Origin of the sequence: Polaribacter aquimarinus, from assembly GCF_003129485.1 — a bacterium.
Lineage (GTDB): Bacteria > Bacteroidota > Bacteroidia > Flavobacteriales > Flavobacteriaceae > Polaribacter > Polaribacter aquimarinus.
Genome location: NZ_QFFG01000001.1, coordinates 546,307 through 563,939, shown reverse-complemented (window position 1 = coordinate 563,939; position 17,633 = coordinate 546,307). Strand labels below are relative to the sequence as shown.

Genomic DNA, 17,633 nt, shown 5'->3' with positions numbered 1-17,633 from the left:
GTTATGACAAAGTCTAATATGAATCGTAGAACGTTTATAAATACAACAGCAAAAGCAAGTTTAGGTTTGGCAGTTGTGCCTCATTTTAACATATTAAAATCTAAACCAGAGATGTATGATGATATTATTGGTCATGGCGATTTTAAGTATAAAGTGCATAAATCTTGGGGAGATTTAGATAGGGCTATTACCCCTGTAAAGAATTGTCATGAAATGGTAATGGATTCTCAAGGCAGACTTATAATGGTGGGTGATGACACGCATAATAATGTTTTAATCTATGATAAATCCGGTAAATTGTTAGATGCTTGGGGAGTGCGTTACAAAGGAGGTCATGGATTATCTTTATGGAATGATGGCTCTGATGATTTTTTGTTTATTGCAGATACTAAAGGAGGTGAACTTATTAAAACCACAACTGATGGTAAAGAATTAATGATAATAGGGCATCCATCCTTATATGGAGCATACGATAAAAAGGATAAATTTAAACCTACTGAAAGTGCCATTGGACCTAATGGAGATATATACATAGCCGATGGTTATGGGTCGCAGTACATACTTCAATTTACAAAAGACGGAGAGTTTATTAGAAAAATTGGAGAAGGAAATGGCACAGGGCAAAATCAATTTCAAACAGCACATGGTGTTTGTATAGATTACAGAGGAAAAGGAGAGCCAACATTGCTAATAACCTCTAGAGCTAGTAATTGTTTTAAGCGTTTTACATTAGATGGCGTGTATATAGAGCAAATAGACTTACCAGGAGCCTTTGTTTGTCGTCCTGTTATTCATAATGATAACTTATATTCGGGTGTATGTTGGTCTTCAGAAATCGACTATGATGCTTCAAGACGATTGAAAACACACCCAACTAAAACTAGTCCAGGTTCAGGATTCGTAACTATTTTGGATGACAAAGGTAAAGTAGTTTCCAACCCTGGTGGTACAAAACCAAAGTATAAAAAAGGAAAACTACAGCGCATGGTACAAGAACAACCTATTTTTCGCCATTGTCATGATGTGTGTATTGATAACGATGAAAACTTATATGTATGCCAATGGAATGCAAATAAGACTTACCCTATAAAGTTAGAAAGAGTTTAAGTTTTTGTATTCAGGTCATTACAGGATTACTTTAGAAAAGGTATACACTATCTTTGAATAATCCAAAGTCATAATTATGTTAAATAAGTTTTTTGTTGTTTGTTTTCTGATGCTAATATCAATAGTTGTATCAGCTCAAGATTACCCTTTTAGCTTGCCATCTAACATGAAGGCAACTATTAATATTAATTCTTCATCACAAGAAGCGTTTAATAATTTATTATTAGGTACAAATACACATCATTTTTCAACCACAAAAGAAAAAGATTTAATTAATAAATTAAAACCAATAACGATAAGGTTTCCACATGGGTTATGGGCTAATTGGTATGACTGGAGAAGAGATGTAACCAGGCTTTTTGGAGCGGAAAGTTTTCAATATGAACAAGGCGTAAATAAGACTATTAAAACAAAATCACCTGACCTGTTAGCAAATATAAAAATATTTGATAGCAATAATATCAAAGTTGGTATTGACGGATTAACAAGTTTAAATGCCACTAGGAAATCAACAACAGGTAAGGGGTTTGATATGATGTGGACTTTTAATATGAGTGCAGATGGTACTGATTTCAATAATGGAAGTCCAGAAACTATAGCAAGATACAATAATTTGATTTCTAGAGGTTTTGAAGTAAAAGTTATAGAATTGGGGAATGAAAACTTTTATCCTGGTCAACGTAGCTCAATCATACCTAATGCCGAAGATTATATCGCTAGAGCAAAATCGATGTCTGCAGCACTAAAAACCAAAGACCCAAATATAAGAGTTTCTATACCATTATTGAGAAGAGACAGTTGGGCAAACCCTAATTGGAATAGAGATGTAACCCAAGATCTTAGTTATTTTGATGCGGTTACTGTACACACCTATGTGGGTTCAGATCCTGATGACGTGAATAATAGTGATGAAGCTTTCGGTACAGCACTTACTGCCAGAAAATATTTAGGAAATTCTATTTATGATTATGCGCACAAAGTAGCACCTAATAAACCTATTTGGTTAACTGAGTGGGGTGTAAAATCTGGTGGACCAAATGCAGTTTCTGTTTTAGGAATGGCAGATTGCTATATTTTTATGAGTCAAAACCAAGATGTTTTTGAACGTGCCAACTGGTTTAGTGTTAACGGAAAATTGAACTCGCATTTTGTTTGGGAAACCTATATTTCTAATAGTGGAGTAGAGCGTCCAAGAATAAAGTATCCATTAGAAAAAACATTGTTTGGCTCTGCTTATGAAATTATACGTTTGGCTTTAGAAAATACCACTTTAATTGAAAGTAACGTAGAAGTATCTAACCTTGTTGATGGTGTAAAAGCTGTTAACGCAAGAGTTGTAACAAAAGATGGTAAAACTTCCATTTTTGTTGTAAACCTTAGTAATCAAGATGTGCCATTTAATGTAAATATAGATGGTGTAGCTTATACAGATACTAAAGTTCATAAAGCTATTACCTTTACTAAAATGGATGAAGAGAGAGTTATGGGGATTGATGTAGATCCATTAACTCTAATTAGCCAAGGAACTGAAGGAATTACGTTACCTAAATTTTCAATAAATATTATAGAATTAAGTAACGCAACATTATCTGCATCCAAAAAAATAAAAGAAGATGTGGTAAATATATATCCAAATCCTAATAGAGGTGTCTTCAATATAAATTTAAGCCATGGAGAAGAAATGCAATATAAAATTTATTCAATTAATGGTGCAGAAATCCAAAAAGGAAGTGTATTGTCAACTAAAGAAATTCGATTAAATAATCATAAAGCAGGTATCTATATTTTAAAAATAGAAGGAAATAGAGGCACATCAATGCATAAAATTGTATTGAATTAATATTCATTTTATAGAGAGGAAGCCTATTATAATTTTTTAAAATTTAATAGGTTTCTTCTTAAAACAGCAATGTAAAAACAGTTTCCACATCAGGTGTAGATTTTACCATTAAGTGCCCTTGATGCAATTTCATTATATGTTTAGAAAGACTTAAACCAATTCCTGTACCTTTTTCTTTGGTTGTAAAAAACGGAATAAAAATTTGCTTAAGATTGTTTTCTGATATTCCAGTTCCGTTATCTATAACTTGTATTTCTATATTTCCAGAAGTTGTTTTTATAGCTTGTAGTTTAATTACTCCGTTAGCATGATGAATTAAAGCATCTATCGAATTCTTAATCAAATTGACTAAAACCTGCATAATCTGATTTTCGTCTGCAAAAAGCTCTAAATTAGTTGGTGTAATTTGAGTTTCGAGAGATATGTTTTTATGTGCCTTTTCGTTACTTACTAACGTGATTATTTTTTCGAATAATGCAGGCACTTTTATAAGTGTTTTATCGGGTTTAGGAATTTTTGTTAAAGAACGATACCCTGTAACAAAATCGGTTAAACCTAAACTTTGTTCTTGTATTACGGCCAATCCTTTTTTTACTTTTTCTAAATCACTTTCTTTTAATTGGTCCAATTGAATTTTACCATTATCAGTTTTAATGACTTTAGATAAACTATCTGAAATAGAAGTTATTGGTGCCAAAGCATTCATGATTTCATGGCTCATTACCTTTATTAATCCCATCCAAGAATCGACTTGTTTAGTGTCTAATTCGCTATAAATATTTTGAATACTAACTAATAAAAGAGACACATTGTTAACTTCTATAGGTTTAGATTCAATTTTTAATTCAACTGTTGCACGTTCGTTCGTTATAGAAATTACCTGTTGCTTAAAAGGTTGTAGTTTACTAACTAAATTATAGACGCTGTTATCTATTTTTTTAAGCTGTTGAATATGTGTAAGCACATCGCAATTCAATAATTTTTTTGCACTTTCGTTGGCAAATAAAATATGCCCTTTGGCATTAATAGATAATAAGCCAACATTGGTGTATGCTAATAAAGTTTGGTAGTATTGCTCTTGGGCTTGGGTATTCAATTTTTCATCTTGAATAATTCTATTAACTCTATTTAAATGCGCATTTAATTGATTTGTTACCGAGTTATTTGTGTTTTCTGAAAAGCTAATGGTAGAATCTGAGTTTTCTATAGCATTAAAAAAAAACATGAGCTTACGGTTGGTGCTGTTTAGAAAATTGACAAGTGAAATTATTTGTAAAATTAATACGACTCCTAATAATACAGCAACGCCTTTTATATCATTTAAAATAAAATACACTACGCTAGCACATACCAATACTAGCAATAGTACTCTTAAAATTATTTTTAGATATAAATTTTTAGATAGCATTTTAGAATATTAAATTTTATAACGCTTTGTTTTATTGTATAAGGTTTGACGAGTGATACCTAACTGTTCTGCAGCAGTACTATAATTACCATCGTATTTTTTTAGCGCAGTAATAATCATATTTTTTTCCATTTCGTCAATGGTTATGTCTGCCGTGTTTAATGCTTTTGTTTGCCGCTGATTAAACATAAAATCATTTACCTTTAATAGGTTATTCTCACTTAAAATAACACAACGTTCCATAGTATGTTGTAGCTCTCTAATATTTCCAGGCCAAGTATATTTAAGTAGTTTTTTCTTGATGGCACTACTCAATTTTAATCCTTTTTTATCATATTTATTTGCATATTTATTTAAGAAAAATTCTGCCAATTCTATAATATCATTGCCACGTTCTCTAAGTGCGGGTACTTCAATATGTATAGTATTTATTCGGTACAACAAATCTTCTCTAAAAAGTCCTTCATCAACCATTTTATTCAAATCGCAATTGGTAGCGCAAACCAATCTAACATTTACAGGAATAACTTTGTTAGACCCAATGCGAACGATTTCTTTTTGTTGAATCACTTTTAATAATTTAGACTGTAACTGTAATGGCAAATTACCTATTTCATCTAAAAAAAGCGTACCATTATGAGCAACTTCAAACTTACCTGCTCTATCATTTTTAGCATCGGTAAAAGCGCCTTTTACATGTCCAAAAAGTTCACTTTCAAAAAGGCTTTCGGGTATGGCACTTACATCTACATTTACTAAAATTTCTTGATGTTGCGCAGATTGGTTGTGAATGGCTCGTGCAATTAACTCTTTACCAGTACCATTTTCGCCAGTTATTAAAACATTTGCAGAGGTTTTTGCAACTTTTTCAGTAATTTTTAAAACTGCATTTATCGCTGAAGAAGTTCCGATAATTTGCTGCTCTGTTTCGTTGATAAGGTGCTTTAATTTTTTTTCGCTTTGTTTTAGTAAACTTACTTCTTTCTTAGATTTTCCTAATTGAAAGGCTGCATGAATGGTGGCTAAAATCTTTTCGTTATCCCATGGTTTTAATACAAAATCTATAGCTCCTTCTTTTAAGGTATTTACAGCTAATTCTACATCGCCAAAAGCAGTCATCATTATTACAGAAGCATCGGGTGCTATTTTTTTTAATTTTCGTAGCCAATAAAAACCTTCATTTCCTGTATTTATTCTGGATGAAAAATTCATATCCAAAAGAATAACATCGTAGCTTTTTAAATCGGTAACCGAAGATATTCCGTTTGGGTTTTGAAGCGTAGTTACAGTTTTGTAAACATCTTGCAACAACAATTCTAAGGCGCTTAGCACCCCTTTATTGTCGTCTACGATAAGTATTTTTCCAGATTGCAACATAATAATCCAAAGCTACAAATAAGAACAATACTCAACTATAAAGTGTAAAATATTTTTACACTTTGTATAAAAATATTTTACATAAAAAGGATAATTAGATATTGATGATGTTTGTAACCTGTTGAATTGTAGTGTATTGATTTTTTGGCACGCATATCGTTATATAAAATGCAAAACAATAAAAAATGAAAAACACTTTCCTAATTTTTGTAACCTATATTGCCTTTTCTTTAAATGGTAATGCACAAAAATTATGGACTTTAGAGGAATGCATTGTTTATGCTTGTGAAAATAACTTAGACCAAAAAACAAAAATTTACAATTCGGAGATTGATAAGGAATCGTTTCAACAATCTAAACGAGATTTTTTGCCAGACTTTAGTGCTGTATCAAATTTAAACAGACGATTTGGTAGGTATGTAGACCCAAATAATAACAACGTTATCAATACTGCAACGTCATCAAACACCTACGGAGTAACATCGTCTTTAAATCTGTTTAATAATTTTAAAAAGTGGCACCAAAGGTCGCAGAAAAAACTACTATATCATGCAAGCTTAGAAGCTGTTTTGCAAGCAAAATACAACCTTTCTTTTGATGTGATGAATGCTTTCTATCTTGTAAAATTTAGAGAAGACTTATTGCAAATAACAAAAGAAAAATTAGAAATTTCTAATTTAAATTACAAGTTGGTAACTTCAAAAATAGAACTAGGATTGCTAGCGAAATCTAATTTATACGATATTGAATCTGAATTGGGTACTAATAAATTAGAAATAGCTCAAGCCCAAAACGCCTTAAATGAAGCGACTTTAAATCTTATTCAAATCATGAATTTTAATGGCACGAGTATAAAGCTAAAACCCGATTTAGTAGCGTTAAAATCTCTTGATAGTTTAACCTTAGAAACTGTTTTTTCTAAAGCAATTGCATTTCTTCCGTCTATTAAACAACAAGAATTACAGGTAAATGCTTCAGAAAAAAACTTGGCTATTAGAAGGAGTGATTTTTATCCATCATTAGTATTAAATGCGGCGTATAGAACAGGTTATTTTGAAACGAGTATTGATGAAAATGGATTGATAACGCCTTTTTTAGACCAGCTATCTAATAATGCAGCCAAATCAATTGGTTTGTCTTTAAGAATTCCGATTACCAATAAATGGTCAAAACATTCCAATGTAAAAATTGCTAAAATAAATATCTTAAAAGAAAAGAATATTCTGGAGCAAAAGAAGCAAGAACTTTATAAAGAAATACAAAAAACAATTCAAAAAAACACTGCGCTTTTAGCGGAAAAAGAGGAGAATGAGTCTAACCTAAAATCTAAAGAACTCGCTTTTAACTTTGCTCAAAAAAAGTTTAACAAAGGGCTGGCTACGATTTACGAATTAGAGGTTGCCAAAAATAATTTAGCACAAGCTAAAATAGAAAGAACCAGAATTAATTTACAATTACAATATCAAAAAAAGGCAATAGATTTTTATTGTGGTATTGCTGTTTTTCCTTTTAAATAATAACAAAGAATGGATACTAAAATAGAGAAGAAAAGAACACTACAACCTAAACATATTGGCATAGGATTACTTGTAATTATTTTAATCGCAATATTTCTATACAATAGTTTAGGCACGCCTAGTACATCATCAGAAGTTAAAAAAAATGAAATTACGATAACAGAGGTTAAGCGCTCTAATTTTAATGATTACATTACAATTAATGGCGTTGTAAAACCCATTACTACAGTATATCTTGATGCCTATGAAAACGGAAGAATTGTTGAAAAATATATAGAAGAAGGCAGTATTGTAAAAAAAGGAGATATTATATTAAAGCTAGAAAACAGGCAGTTATATGAGCAAATTTTAGCAAGCGAAAACAACCTAGCCATTAAGCAAAACAATTTAAGAGAAACAAAAATAAATTTTGAATCGCAACGTGTTTTTAATCAAAAAAGTTTGCTTGAAGCAGAATACCGAGTTATAAAAGCAAACAGGTCTTTTGAGCAAAATAAATCGTTATTTGAAGAAGAATTAATAGCTAAAGAAAATTATATAAGAGCCAAAGAAGAAAAAGAATTGGCGTCTAAACAGTACGATGTTATCAAGTTTAAAGCAAAGCAAGATTCATTGTTAAGTGCTACAGGTATAAAAGAATTAGACAACGATTTAATACGAATGAAAAAAACCTTAGCCATGGTTTATGAAAGAATTGAACACTTAAATGTTAGGGCAACGATAGATGGCCAATTAGGAATGCTAGATGCCGAAATTGGGCAAAGCATTTCCCAAGGACAACGTATAGGACAGATACACGTGTTAACCAATTTTAAAGTACAGTCTAATATAGATGAGCATTATATTGATAGAGTTACGCGACATGTTTCTGCATCTTTAGAACGCGATGGAGAAACCTATGCCTTAAAAACTAAAAAAATATATCCGGAGGTAAGAGATGGAGAATTTCAAATAGACCTAAGTTTTATAAACGAAAAACCAAACAATATTAGAACAGGGCAAAGTTATTTTATAAAATTAGAATTGGGGACACCTACAAATGCGATACTTGTTAGCAGAGGAGCGTTTTCTAATACTACTGGCGGAAATTGGATTTACGTTGTAGATGCTTCTGGTAATTTTGCAACTAAACGCCAAATAAAAATAGGCAAACAAAACCCTCAATATTATGAAATTCTTGAAGGCCTACAACCTAACGAACGTGTAATAACATCTAGCTATAAAAATTTTGAAAACAGCGATAAACTTATTTTAAATTAATAACCATGATACAGACAAAAAACCTAACTAAAATATTTATTACAGAAGATATACAAACTAAGGCATTAAACGATATAAATCTACATGTAAAAGACGGAGAATTTATTGCTATAATGGGACCTTCAGGTTGTGGAAAATCTACCCTTTTAAATATACTTGGACTAATTGATATCCCATCCGATGGTAGTTATATGTTTCATGGAAAAGAAATAGGTAACTTAAAAGAAAAGGAGTTAACCAAAGCAAGAAAAGGTAATATTGGTTTCATTTTTCAGAGCTTTAATTTAATTGATGGTTTAACAGTTTACGAAAATGTTGAATTGCCATTAACGTTTATGAACATCAATCAAAAAGAACGAAAAGAAAAAGTAAAAGCTGTTTTAAAACGTATGAAAATAGACCACCGTTCTAACCATTTTCCGCAACAATTATCTGGAGGGCAGCAACAACGTGTTGCTATTGCTAGAGCTGTAATTACTGAGCCTAAATTATTGTTAGCAGATGAACCTACGGGAAATTTAGATTCTAAAAATGGTACCGAGGTTATGAATCTATTAACAGAGCTAAGTCAAGAAGGTGCAACTATTATTATGGTAACACACTCCGAAAGTGATGCAAATTACGCACACAGGGTCATCAACTTATTTGATGGAAAAATTGTAATGGAAACAAGCAATTAGTAATACAGCCAATTAACTAAATAACTAGATAAAAATGAACTTTATCAAACTAAATATTTTCTATCGTAATTTAAAAAGAGATAAACTTATTTCTATAATTAATGCAGTTGGTTTAATTATAGGTATACTAAGTGCCTTGTTTATTTTAGAGTATGTGTATTACCAAAGAAGCTACGATAACCATCACGAAAATGCCAAAGATATTTATCGTGTTGCTTACAATCGTTATCAAAATAACGAAGTGTTATGGAAAACAGCCAATTCATTTCCACCAACCGGAAAATGGTTAAAAGAACATTATAGCGATGTTGTAAATCATGCGAGGATAACTCCAAAAAATGAAATAACCATAAGCTATAACAATGCCTCTGGAAGCAAAATTATTTATTCTGAAGATAAAACGTACTATGCAACCTCTTCTATATTTGAAGTATTTACAATTCCATTATTGCAAGGCGAAAAAGACCCTTTAAAAGCGCCAAATACTGTAGCAATATCACACCTCGCAGCAGAGCGTTATTTTGGAGAAGAACGTCCGTTAGGGAAAACAATAAAAGTAAATGGTAATGAAGATTACATGATAACTGCCGTATATAAAAAGATGCCAAAAAATTCGATTGTAAAATCCGATTTTTTGTTTTCTATGGAAACCATTTACAAACAACGTCCTAGAATTAGAACAAGTTGGACTTATGATTATGGCAGTACTTTTATACAACTAAAACCAAATAGCGATTATAAAAAGCTAGAGAAAGAAGGTCTTCCTGAAATGATAGCTGCTAATTATAAAAAGCGTCTAGATTCGCAAGGCAAAAGAGATACATACTATTTACAACCGTTGCAGGATATTCATTTAACCTCTAACATAGAATATGAATCGGAGCCTCCTGTTAACGGAAAAATTATAAGTATTCTTTTTGGATTTTCTATTTTTCTTTTAATTATAGCTTGGATTAATTTTATAAACCTAACTACAGCACGCTCTATAGAAAGAGCCAACGAGGTAGGTGTTAAAAAAATTAATGGAGCCTCTAAAATGAATTTAATAACTCAGTTTTTAAGTGAAGCTTTTCTTTTTAACATACTTTGCTTAGCCATAACTATTGTATTATTTTATGCTTTAAATCCTTGGTTTAAAACCATTACTCAAATAGGCGATTTTAATTTATTTGAGCACTCTAAATTCTTAGGTACATTTATTGTAATTTTTGTTTTAGGCATTATAATTTCCTGTATTTATCCTGCAGTTATATTACAATCTTATAAACCTGTAACTGTTTTAAAAGGGAAATTTAAAAACAAACGCGAAGGAGTCTTTTTTAGAAAACTATTAGTGACTCTGCAATTTGTAATTTCAGTTGTATTGCTTTGCGGTACACTTATAGCATACAAGCAAGCTACGTTTTTAATGGAAAAAGATATGGGTATTAATTATGCTCAAAGTATAGTAATTAAAGCGCCCAAAACAGGAGAAAAACAGAGTGAATTACAAAGTAAAATTCTGTTAATGAAAGATGAATTAACTCAAATTCCTGAAGTAAAAGGGTTTACTTTTTCATCTGATATTCCTGGTCAAGAAATTCAACATTGGTTTGGTTGTCGAAGAAAAGGTTACGACCATACTGACTCAAATGGTTATTTTCAACTCTCTGTAGACGACCAATTTCTAGAATTTTACAATGTAAAACTGCTTGCAGGAAGACTATTTAGGAAAGGCGAAAAAGAAACTGGAACCAAGAGTATTATTATGAATGTAAAAGCTATGGAACGTGTTGGTTATAAAACACCAGAAGAAGCTATTAATAACTTTGTTGTAACAGGTAGAAATGAAGAGTTTAAAATTATAGGCATTGTTGACGATTTTTATTATCAATCCATCAAAAACGAACCAGTACCAACGGTATTAAGACTTACCGATAGTCACAAAGCCTTTTTAATCTTAAAAGTAGCTAGTAATAATACCACCGAAATTCTTCAAAAGTTAAAAACCATTTATGAGAACTATTTCCCAGAACAACCTTTTGATTATTTGTCTCTAGAAAATAAGATAAGTAATACCTTGAAATCAGACCGAACGTTCTTATTTGTCTTTAGTTTATTTTCAATACTTGCTATTATAATTGCCGTAATTGGTATTGTGGGCTTAATATTAATCACTATTAGCCAACGTATGAAAGAAATAGGTATTAGAAAAGTCCTCGGCTCGGAATTAATGGATGTCTCTAAGTTACTAGCTAAAGAAGTTGCTTCACAGATTATTATAGCTATAATAATTGCCATTCCTTTAGCTTGGTATGGTTATCAAAATTGGTTTTTAAAAACCTATATTAATAGTATAGAGTTGCAAATATGGATGTTTTTAGTTCCTGTTATTGTGCTTTTTATAATCGTTTTTTTAGTGATTCATCTTGTGGCTTTAAGAGCGTACCAAATGACTTTGTCTGAAGTATTGCAAAATGAATGACATGAAATAGTTAAAGTTATATTTTAAAAGCACATGATAGTACAGGACGTTTTTCATATTTAAAGGCTATAAATTTCATCTGTTTTAAGTAGAAACTAATTCTTAAAGGTTAGTTTTTAAACTAAAATCTTTTATTTATGAGGCTGCTTAACTTATTAAAAACAACTAGTGTTGTTTTATTTATAATATCACTTTTTTTACTATCCTGTGATAATAAATTTACTGAGAAAACGGCACCTCAAGATTTATTCAGCAAATTTCAAAACCCTCCTGCAGAAGCTAGGCCATTTGTGCGTTGGTGGTGGAATGGTAATAAAATTAAATCTGTAGAGATTGATAGACAATTAGAATCTCTTAAAAATGTTGGTTTCGGTGGAGTAGAAATAAACCCAATTGCTATGCCAATGGCTTTTAATAAAAGCGAAAAATCTTTGGTTTGGATGAGTGATGAATGGGTTGATATGGTAGTTCATGCTGCAAAAAAAGCCAAGGATTTGGGTATGATTACAGATATCATTGCTGGAACAGGTTGGCCATTTGGAGGAGAGTTTTTAAAAGATGAAGAAACGAGTCAGCGAATGGTGTCAGACTACATTGAGTATCGTTCTAAGGATATTATTAAAGTTGATGAAGAGCATTTAATTAGTTTATATAAAAAAAAGTTTGGAAAAACTAGAGCTCAAAGGCATGTAAGTAAAAGAACAACTTATAGGTTAGCTGGTCTTGCTTTGATTCCTAAAAATTGTAATGATAAAGATCAAGTAATAAATCTTTTAGATCATTTAGATAAGAATAGGAAACTAAACTATATAATTGAAAACTCAGGAGAATATTATTTAAGCTATTCGCTAATTCAGCAAAATTTTAGAGATGTTACTTTGGGTGCTCCAGGAGGGGCAGGTCCTGTTATGGATCATTATAAAAAAGAAATGACTTTAGCGTATTTAAATAGGTTAAAGAAAATATCGGAGCGTTCTGGTATTCCATTAAATCAATTAATTAGAGCTATTTTTTGTGATAGTATTGAGGTTTCTGGCGCAAATTGGACAGATGGTTTTCAGTCAATTTTTTTTAAAACCTATGGTTATAAATTGGCACAATGGATGCCTTTTATTTTTTATGCTTCAACAGGTAATTATGCTGATGATCACTATTCAAAGAACTTTTCAGTAGACTTTAAAAATAAATTAAAAAGAGTTCGATATGATTACAATAAACTATTGGTAGAAGTGTTTTTAGAAAATTTTACAAAAACATATAAAGATTTTTGTGAAGCAAACGGAGTACTTTGTAGATACCAAGCTTATGGGACGCCATTTTTAATGGGTATGTTAGATGGGTATATGATACCAGACATTCCAGAAAGTAACAATTGGATTTATTCTGCGGCAATGAAAGATTCTTTATGGCAATGGAATCAAAGTCATGGGTATATGACTTGGAATATGTATGCTTCTGCTGGAGGTCATTTAACAAATAAAAAAATTGTAAGTTCTGAGGTTATGACCAATACAAGAGGTGTTTTTAAAACTACTCTAGAAGAAATTAAGCAACATGATGATATGAATTTTATCACAGGTATCAATCATTCTATTTTACACGGTTACAATTATTCTCCAAAAGAAGAGCCATTTCCAGGTTGGATACGTTATGGAGCTTATTTTAGTGAGCAAAATACCTGGTGGAAACATCTATATAATTGGGTAGATTACAATGCAAGATTATCAGCGGTATTTCAAAATTCTCAAGCCGATAAATCTATAGCTATTCTTGGACCTACTGCCGATTTATGGGGAGACAAAGGTTTGGCAAGAGCACCTTTCCATTTAGAACCAAAGTATTTATATAAAATGTGGGAACCCATTAGTCAGTTAGGGTATTCTTGCGAATATATCAATCAAAAAGTTTTAACAGAAGCAACCATAGAAAATGGTGAAATCTCTTTTGGAAATATGAGCTATAAATTGTTGATTTTGGCTAGTCTAAAATCTATTCATCCAGAAACAGCTCTTTCAATTCAAAAATTTGTTGACTCTGGAGGTAAAGTTGTGGTAATAGATAAATTGCCTAAACAGTCATTACATTTTAAAGATTTTGATAAGAATGACAGCCGTGTAAAAGAAATTATAGAGAAGATTTTGGCAGAGAAACCGAACTCTATCATTCAAATAAAACAACCAAATTCGTTAGCGCAATTATATACTTGGACAGAGAACTTGCTTAAAAAATCTGAAGTTACTCCAGATGTAATTATCGATAATCCTACTAAAAAAGTATATCAAATTCATCAATATACTAAAGATAAAGACCTATATTTTTTTACAAATGTACATAGGTTTACCAGTGCAAACTTTAATGCTAAATTTCCTGTAAATCATAAATATCCTTATGTGTGGAACCCAGAAACAGGAGAAAGAAAACCATTCTATTATGCTAAAAACACCAATGAATTATCTATTTCACTTAAACCATTAGAGTCTTTATTGTTGGTTTTTGAAAATGAAAAACCAATAGAAACTCCGATGATGAATCCAACTAAAGTTGAAAAATCTAAAGCAATTACTGGAATTTGGAATGTTACAGGAAAAAGAGTAGATGGCAAAATACTTACTTGGCAAATGAATGAATTGATTGATTTTAGTAAATCTGAGGATAAAAACCAGAGTTCATTTGGTGGAGAAATCAGTTATAAAATTACTTTAAATAACAACGTTAATTATACACATTTAGATTTAGGAAATGTAAACGGAGGAGTTACAGAATTATATGTAAATGGAAAAAAAGTAGGCAAACGTTGGTATGGAGAAGCGGTTTATGCTATTGCAGATTATTTAGAACAAGGAGAAAATAAATTAGAAATTAAATACACTACTGTGTTAGCTAATTATTGCAAATCTCTAGATAATCCATTAACAAACAGATGGACTAGAAATTATAAAGACAAAGTTTCTACAGGAATGGAAGGGCCTGTTATATTAGTTAGATATTAATATTCAATTAAAATTAGTAACATGACTGTACAGGACAACGATTTAAATAAATTCAAATAATTTTATTTTTTCATAGAATCATAACAAAATAAATAAATTTAAGATTTATCTAATGATCAACAAACAATCTCTTTTTTCAATAGTTCTTTTAGCTATTTTCTGTGTATCCTGTAAACAGGTTTATATCTCAAAAACACCAATGTCTTTTGAGAATTTATCAGTAAACACAAAGCATAACCCTTCAGCAATAGAAAGTAAACAGCCTTTGTTTTCTTGGGTTATAAATGTAGAAGAATACAATAAGTCACAATCTGCTTTTCATATTTTAGTAGCATCATCTAAAGAAAAATTAAATGATAGCGATGCTGATATTTGGAATTCTGATAAAGTAGCAAGTAACAAATCTACATTTGTTAAATATCAAGGAAAAGATTTAGAAGCTTTACAAACGTATTTTTGGAAAGTAAAAATTTGGGATGAAAAAGGTTCATCTTCGAACTGGTCAGATGTTCAAGAATTTACAATGGGTTTAATGAATTCTAAAAACTGGGCAAATTCCAAATGGATTACTTTAAATAAAGATACGAGAACTTCTGAGCATCGTTTTAGAGGGTATAAAAGAGGTAATATGAAAGAGTCAAAGGCAGTAAACGGTTTTGCTGCTAGTTATTTTAGAAATGAATTAGAGCTTGATAAAGAAGTAGAAAATGCACAAGTTTATATTTGTGGTTTAGGGTATTACGAGTTGTATTTAAATGGAGATAAGGTGGGTGATCATGTCTTAGACCCAGCACCGTCTAACTACGATAAGCAAGCATATTATGTAAATTATGATATTACAGAACAATTAAAATCTGGGAAAAATGCTTTCGGAATTATATTAGGAAACGGATTTTACGGACAAAATATTTCTTGGAGTAGAGATCCAGAATCGAATAAAAAAGGAGTTTCTTACGGGAAACCAACAGTGCGTTGTTTGGTAAAATTAAATTACTCAGATGGTACATCAGCAGATTTTTATACAGATGAAAACTGGAAAGAAGCTACAGGACCAATTGTTTTTAATAATATTTACGGAGGTGATACATACGATGCACGTTATGAATTGGGTAACTGGAATACTGTTGGCTATGATGATGCAAAATGGGGTAATGCAAAAGTAACATCACCTAATGTTAAAAAAATAAGTGCAAGTCAAATTCCACCAATTAAAAAATTAAAAGAGTTTGAACCGCAAAAAGTTTTTAAAGGGTCAGATGGTAACTGGATTGTAGATTTTGGTCAAAATATTGCGGGTTGGGTAAAACTAAATGTTAAAGAAAAAGAAGGGCAATTAATAGAAGTTGTTACTACAGAAGCCTTGTTAACAAATGGAAAAGATATTTTTAAAGGATCTACAGGAGGTGGAGCAAACGGAATGGCTCAAATATACAAGTACATTTGTAAAGGAGATGATTTAGAATCTTGGGAACCTAAATTTAGTTATCATGGATTTAGATACGCTAAAATTACAGGTATTTCTAGAAAACCAGATGCAGACATGATTAAAGCTGTTTTGGTGGCTACAGATATTCAAGAAACTGGAAATTTTACCTCTTCGGATGAATTGTTAAATAAAATGCATAGCATTAGTAAATGGACTATTGTAGATAATGTACATGGAATTCCAGAAGATTGCCCACATAGAGAAAAATGTGGTTGGTTAGGAGATGCACATGCTTTCTGTGAGTATGCGTTGTACAATTATGATATGTATGATTTCTATAAAAAATATATGGAAGACATCAAAACACAGATGCGACCTACTAAAGGACATAATAATCCAGAAAAAAAATGGTTAGTACCAACTATGATTGCTCCAGGAAAACGTACATCTACCTATGCAAAAATAGATTGGGGAGTAGCTACCATGTATTTGCCTTGGTATAACTATAAGTTTTATGGAGATGAAACTATTGTAAAAGACTACTACGAACCTATGAAAGGGTTAACAGATTTCTATTTGAACTACAAAGGAGAAAATGGAATTATGCAAGATGGTATGGGAGATTGGTGTCCACCAAGATGGGACAGACGTAAAAATCCGAAAGCTATGGAATGTGACCCAATTATTTCTGCAAATGCTTATTTCTATGACGTGTTAGGTATTATGGAAAGATTTGCTAAAATGAATAACGATGCTAGCTATGAAACCTATATAAAACAAGAAAAAGAAGCCTTAAAAAAAGCATTTAATAAAGAGTTTTTAGTTTCGATTCCTAATACCAGCTACAAATGGTATCAGAGTCAAACAGCAACTGTACAAGCATTACAATTTGGTATTGTGCCAGAAAATGAAATAGAAAATGTGGTAAATGGTTTAGCCTATGATATTGTTGCCGTAAAAGGAGGCCATCATTCAACTGGAATTCATGGAAATAGATATATCTATACCGTGTTAACAGAAAACGGAAAAGGAGATTTAGCACATGAAATCTTAACAACACCAGAATTTCCTAGTCAGACGTATGTGATGAACTCTGGTTTTACAACATGGCCAGAGCGTCAATTTGTTTGGGAAGAAATGGAAGGACCAACAAATTCGTTAAATCACCCAATGCATAGTGGTTTTGCAACCTATTTTTATGAATCTTTAGGAGGAATAAAATCGTCAACAGAAAAAGTAGGATTTAGACAAATTATTGTAAACCCTGAGTTTCCAAATAAAATTACTAGCACTAGTGTTAGTGTTCCTACGCCTTACGGAAATGTTAAGAATAATTGGAGTTCAAAAAATAATACACTAACGATGAATGTTGAAGTGCCGTTTAACACAACAGCTAAAATTATATTAGATAAAAAAGAATATGAATCTTTAAAGATAAATAGAGTGTCTTTTGTTGATTATAAAGAAAAAAATAAAGTAAAAATTGAAGGAATGTCAAATGTAATTTTGGGTTCAGGAAAATATGAAATTCAGTACCAAAGAACCTCAAAATAAAATCAATATA

Annotated in this window: 10 protein-coding genes; 8 read left to right on the top strand and 2 right to left on the bottom strand. The window is 31.1% G+C overall.

All coding sequences use genetic code 11. The annotated features are described in order from the left end of the window. Positions 1 to 3 precede the first annotated feature (3 nt). Positions 4 to 1,107, top strand: a complete 1,104-nt coding sequence (locus DIS07_RS02385; protein ID WP_235869078.1) for a 6-bladed beta-propeller — start codon at positions 4 to 6, stop codon at positions 1,105 to 1,107. 76 nt (positions 1,108 to 1,183) lie between these two features. Beyond that, positions 1,184 to 2,947, top strand: a complete 1,764-nt coding sequence (locus tag DIS07_RS02380; RefSeq protein ID WP_109403611.1) for a T9SS type A sorting domain-containing protein — start codon at positions 1,184 to 1,186, stop codon at positions 2,945 to 2,947. Between the two features lie 58 nt (positions 2,948 to 3,005). Here DIS07_RS02380 and DIS07_RS02375 read toward each other — a convergent pair whose 3' ends face one another. Next, a complete protein-coding gene (locus tag DIS07_RS02375) occupies positions 3,006 to 4,172 on the bottom strand; it encodes a sensor histidine kinase (RefSeq protein WP_181374513.1) in 1,167 nt (388 codons plus the stop codon). A gap of 192 nt (positions 4,173 to 4,364) precedes the next feature. Beyond that, positions 4,365 to 5,732, bottom strand: a complete 1,368-nt coding sequence (locus DIS07_RS02370) for a sigma-54-dependent transcriptional regulator (protein WP_235869077.1) — start codon at positions 5,730 to 5,732, stop codon at positions 4,365 to 4,367. Between the two features lie 185 nt (positions 5,733 to 5,917). Here DIS07_RS02370 and DIS07_RS02365 point away from each other — a divergent pair, with 185 nt between their 5' ends. The 6 genes from DIS07_RS02365 to DIS07_RS02340 all read left to right on the top strand — a co-directional run bounded on the left by DIS07_RS02365 (position 5,918) and on the right by DIS07_RS02340 (position 17,623). Further along, positions 5,918 to 7,249, top strand: a complete 1,332-nt coding sequence (locus DIS07_RS02365) for a TolC family protein (protein ID WP_109403609.1) — start codon at positions 5,918 to 5,920, stop codon at positions 7,247 to 7,249. Positions 7,250 to 7,258: 9 nt separating this feature from the next. Beyond that, on the top strand, positions 7,259 to 8,509 hold the full coding sequence (locus DIS07_RS02360; RefSeq protein ID WP_109403608.1) for an efflux RND transporter periplasmic adaptor subunit: 1,251 nt from the start codon (positions 7,259 to 7,261) through the stop codon (positions 8,507 to 8,509). A gap of 5 nt (positions 8,510 to 8,514) precedes the next feature. Continuing rightward, complete coding sequence (locus DIS07_RS02355; protein WP_109403607.1) at positions 8,515 to 9,189, top strand: ABC transporter ATP-binding protein; 675 nt, start codon at positions 8,515 to 8,517, stop codon at positions 9,187 to 9,189. A gap of 34 nt (positions 9,190 to 9,223) precedes the next feature. Next, a complete protein-coding gene (locus DIS07_RS02350; RefSeq protein ID WP_109403606.1) occupies positions 9,224 to 11,653 on the top strand; it encodes an ABC transporter permease in 2,430 nt (809 codons plus the stop codon). A 137-nt stretch (positions 11,654 to 11,790) separates the two neighbouring features. Then, positions 11,791 to 14,643, top strand: a complete 2,853-nt coding sequence (locus DIS07_RS02345) for a glycosyl hydrolase (RefSeq protein WP_109403605.1) — start codon at positions 11,791 to 11,793, stop codon at positions 14,641 to 14,643. 112 nt (positions 14,644 to 14,755) lie between these two features. After that, a complete protein-coding gene (locus tag DIS07_RS02340) occupies positions 14,756 to 17,623 on the top strand; it encodes an alpha-L-rhamnosidase (protein WP_109403604.1) in 2,868 nt (955 codons plus the stop codon). The last annotated feature ends 10 nt before the right edge of the window (positions 17,624 to 17,633 follow it).

Excerpts from the sequence above, each read along its gene's own strand:
- DIS07_RS02350 (WP_109403606.1), top strand. The coding sequence starts at position 9,224 with ATGAACTTTATCAAACTAAATATTTTCTATCGTAATTTAAAAAGAGAT.
- DIS07_RS02385 (WP_235869078.1), top strand. The coding sequence starts at position 4 with ATGACAAAGTCTAATATGAATCGTAGAACGTTTATAAATACAACAGCA.
- DIS07_RS02360 (WP_109403608.1), top strand. The coding sequence starts at position 7,259 with ATGGATACTAAAATAGAGAAGAAAAGAACACTACAACCTAAACATATT.
- DIS07_RS02345 (WP_109403605.1), top strand. The coding sequence starts at position 11,791 with ATGAGGCTGCTTAACTTATTAAAAACAACTAGTGTTGTTTTATTTATA.
- DIS07_RS02375 (WP_181374513.1), bottom strand. The coding sequence starts at position 4,172 with ATGTTTTTTTTTAATGCTATAGAAAACTCAGATTCTACCATTAGCTTT.
- DIS07_RS02340 (WP_109403604.1), top strand. The coding sequence starts at position 14,756 with ATGATCAACAAACAATCTCTTTTTTCAATAGTTCTTTTAGCTATTTTC.
- DIS07_RS02365 (WP_109403609.1), top strand. The coding sequence starts at position 5,918 with ATGAAAAACACTTTCCTAATTTTTGTAACCTATATTGCCTTTTCTTTA.
- DIS07_RS02380 (WP_109403611.1), top strand. The coding sequence starts at position 1,184 with ATGTTAAATAAGTTTTTTGTTGTTTGTTTTCTGATGCTAATATCAATA.
- DIS07_RS02370 (WP_235869077.1), bottom strand. The coding sequence starts at position 5,732 with ATGTTGCAATCTGGAAAAATACTTATCGTAGACGACAATAAAGGGGTG.
- DIS07_RS02355 (WP_109403607.1), top strand. The coding sequence starts at position 8,515 with ATGATACAGACAAAAAACCTAACTAAAATATTTATTACAGAAGATATA.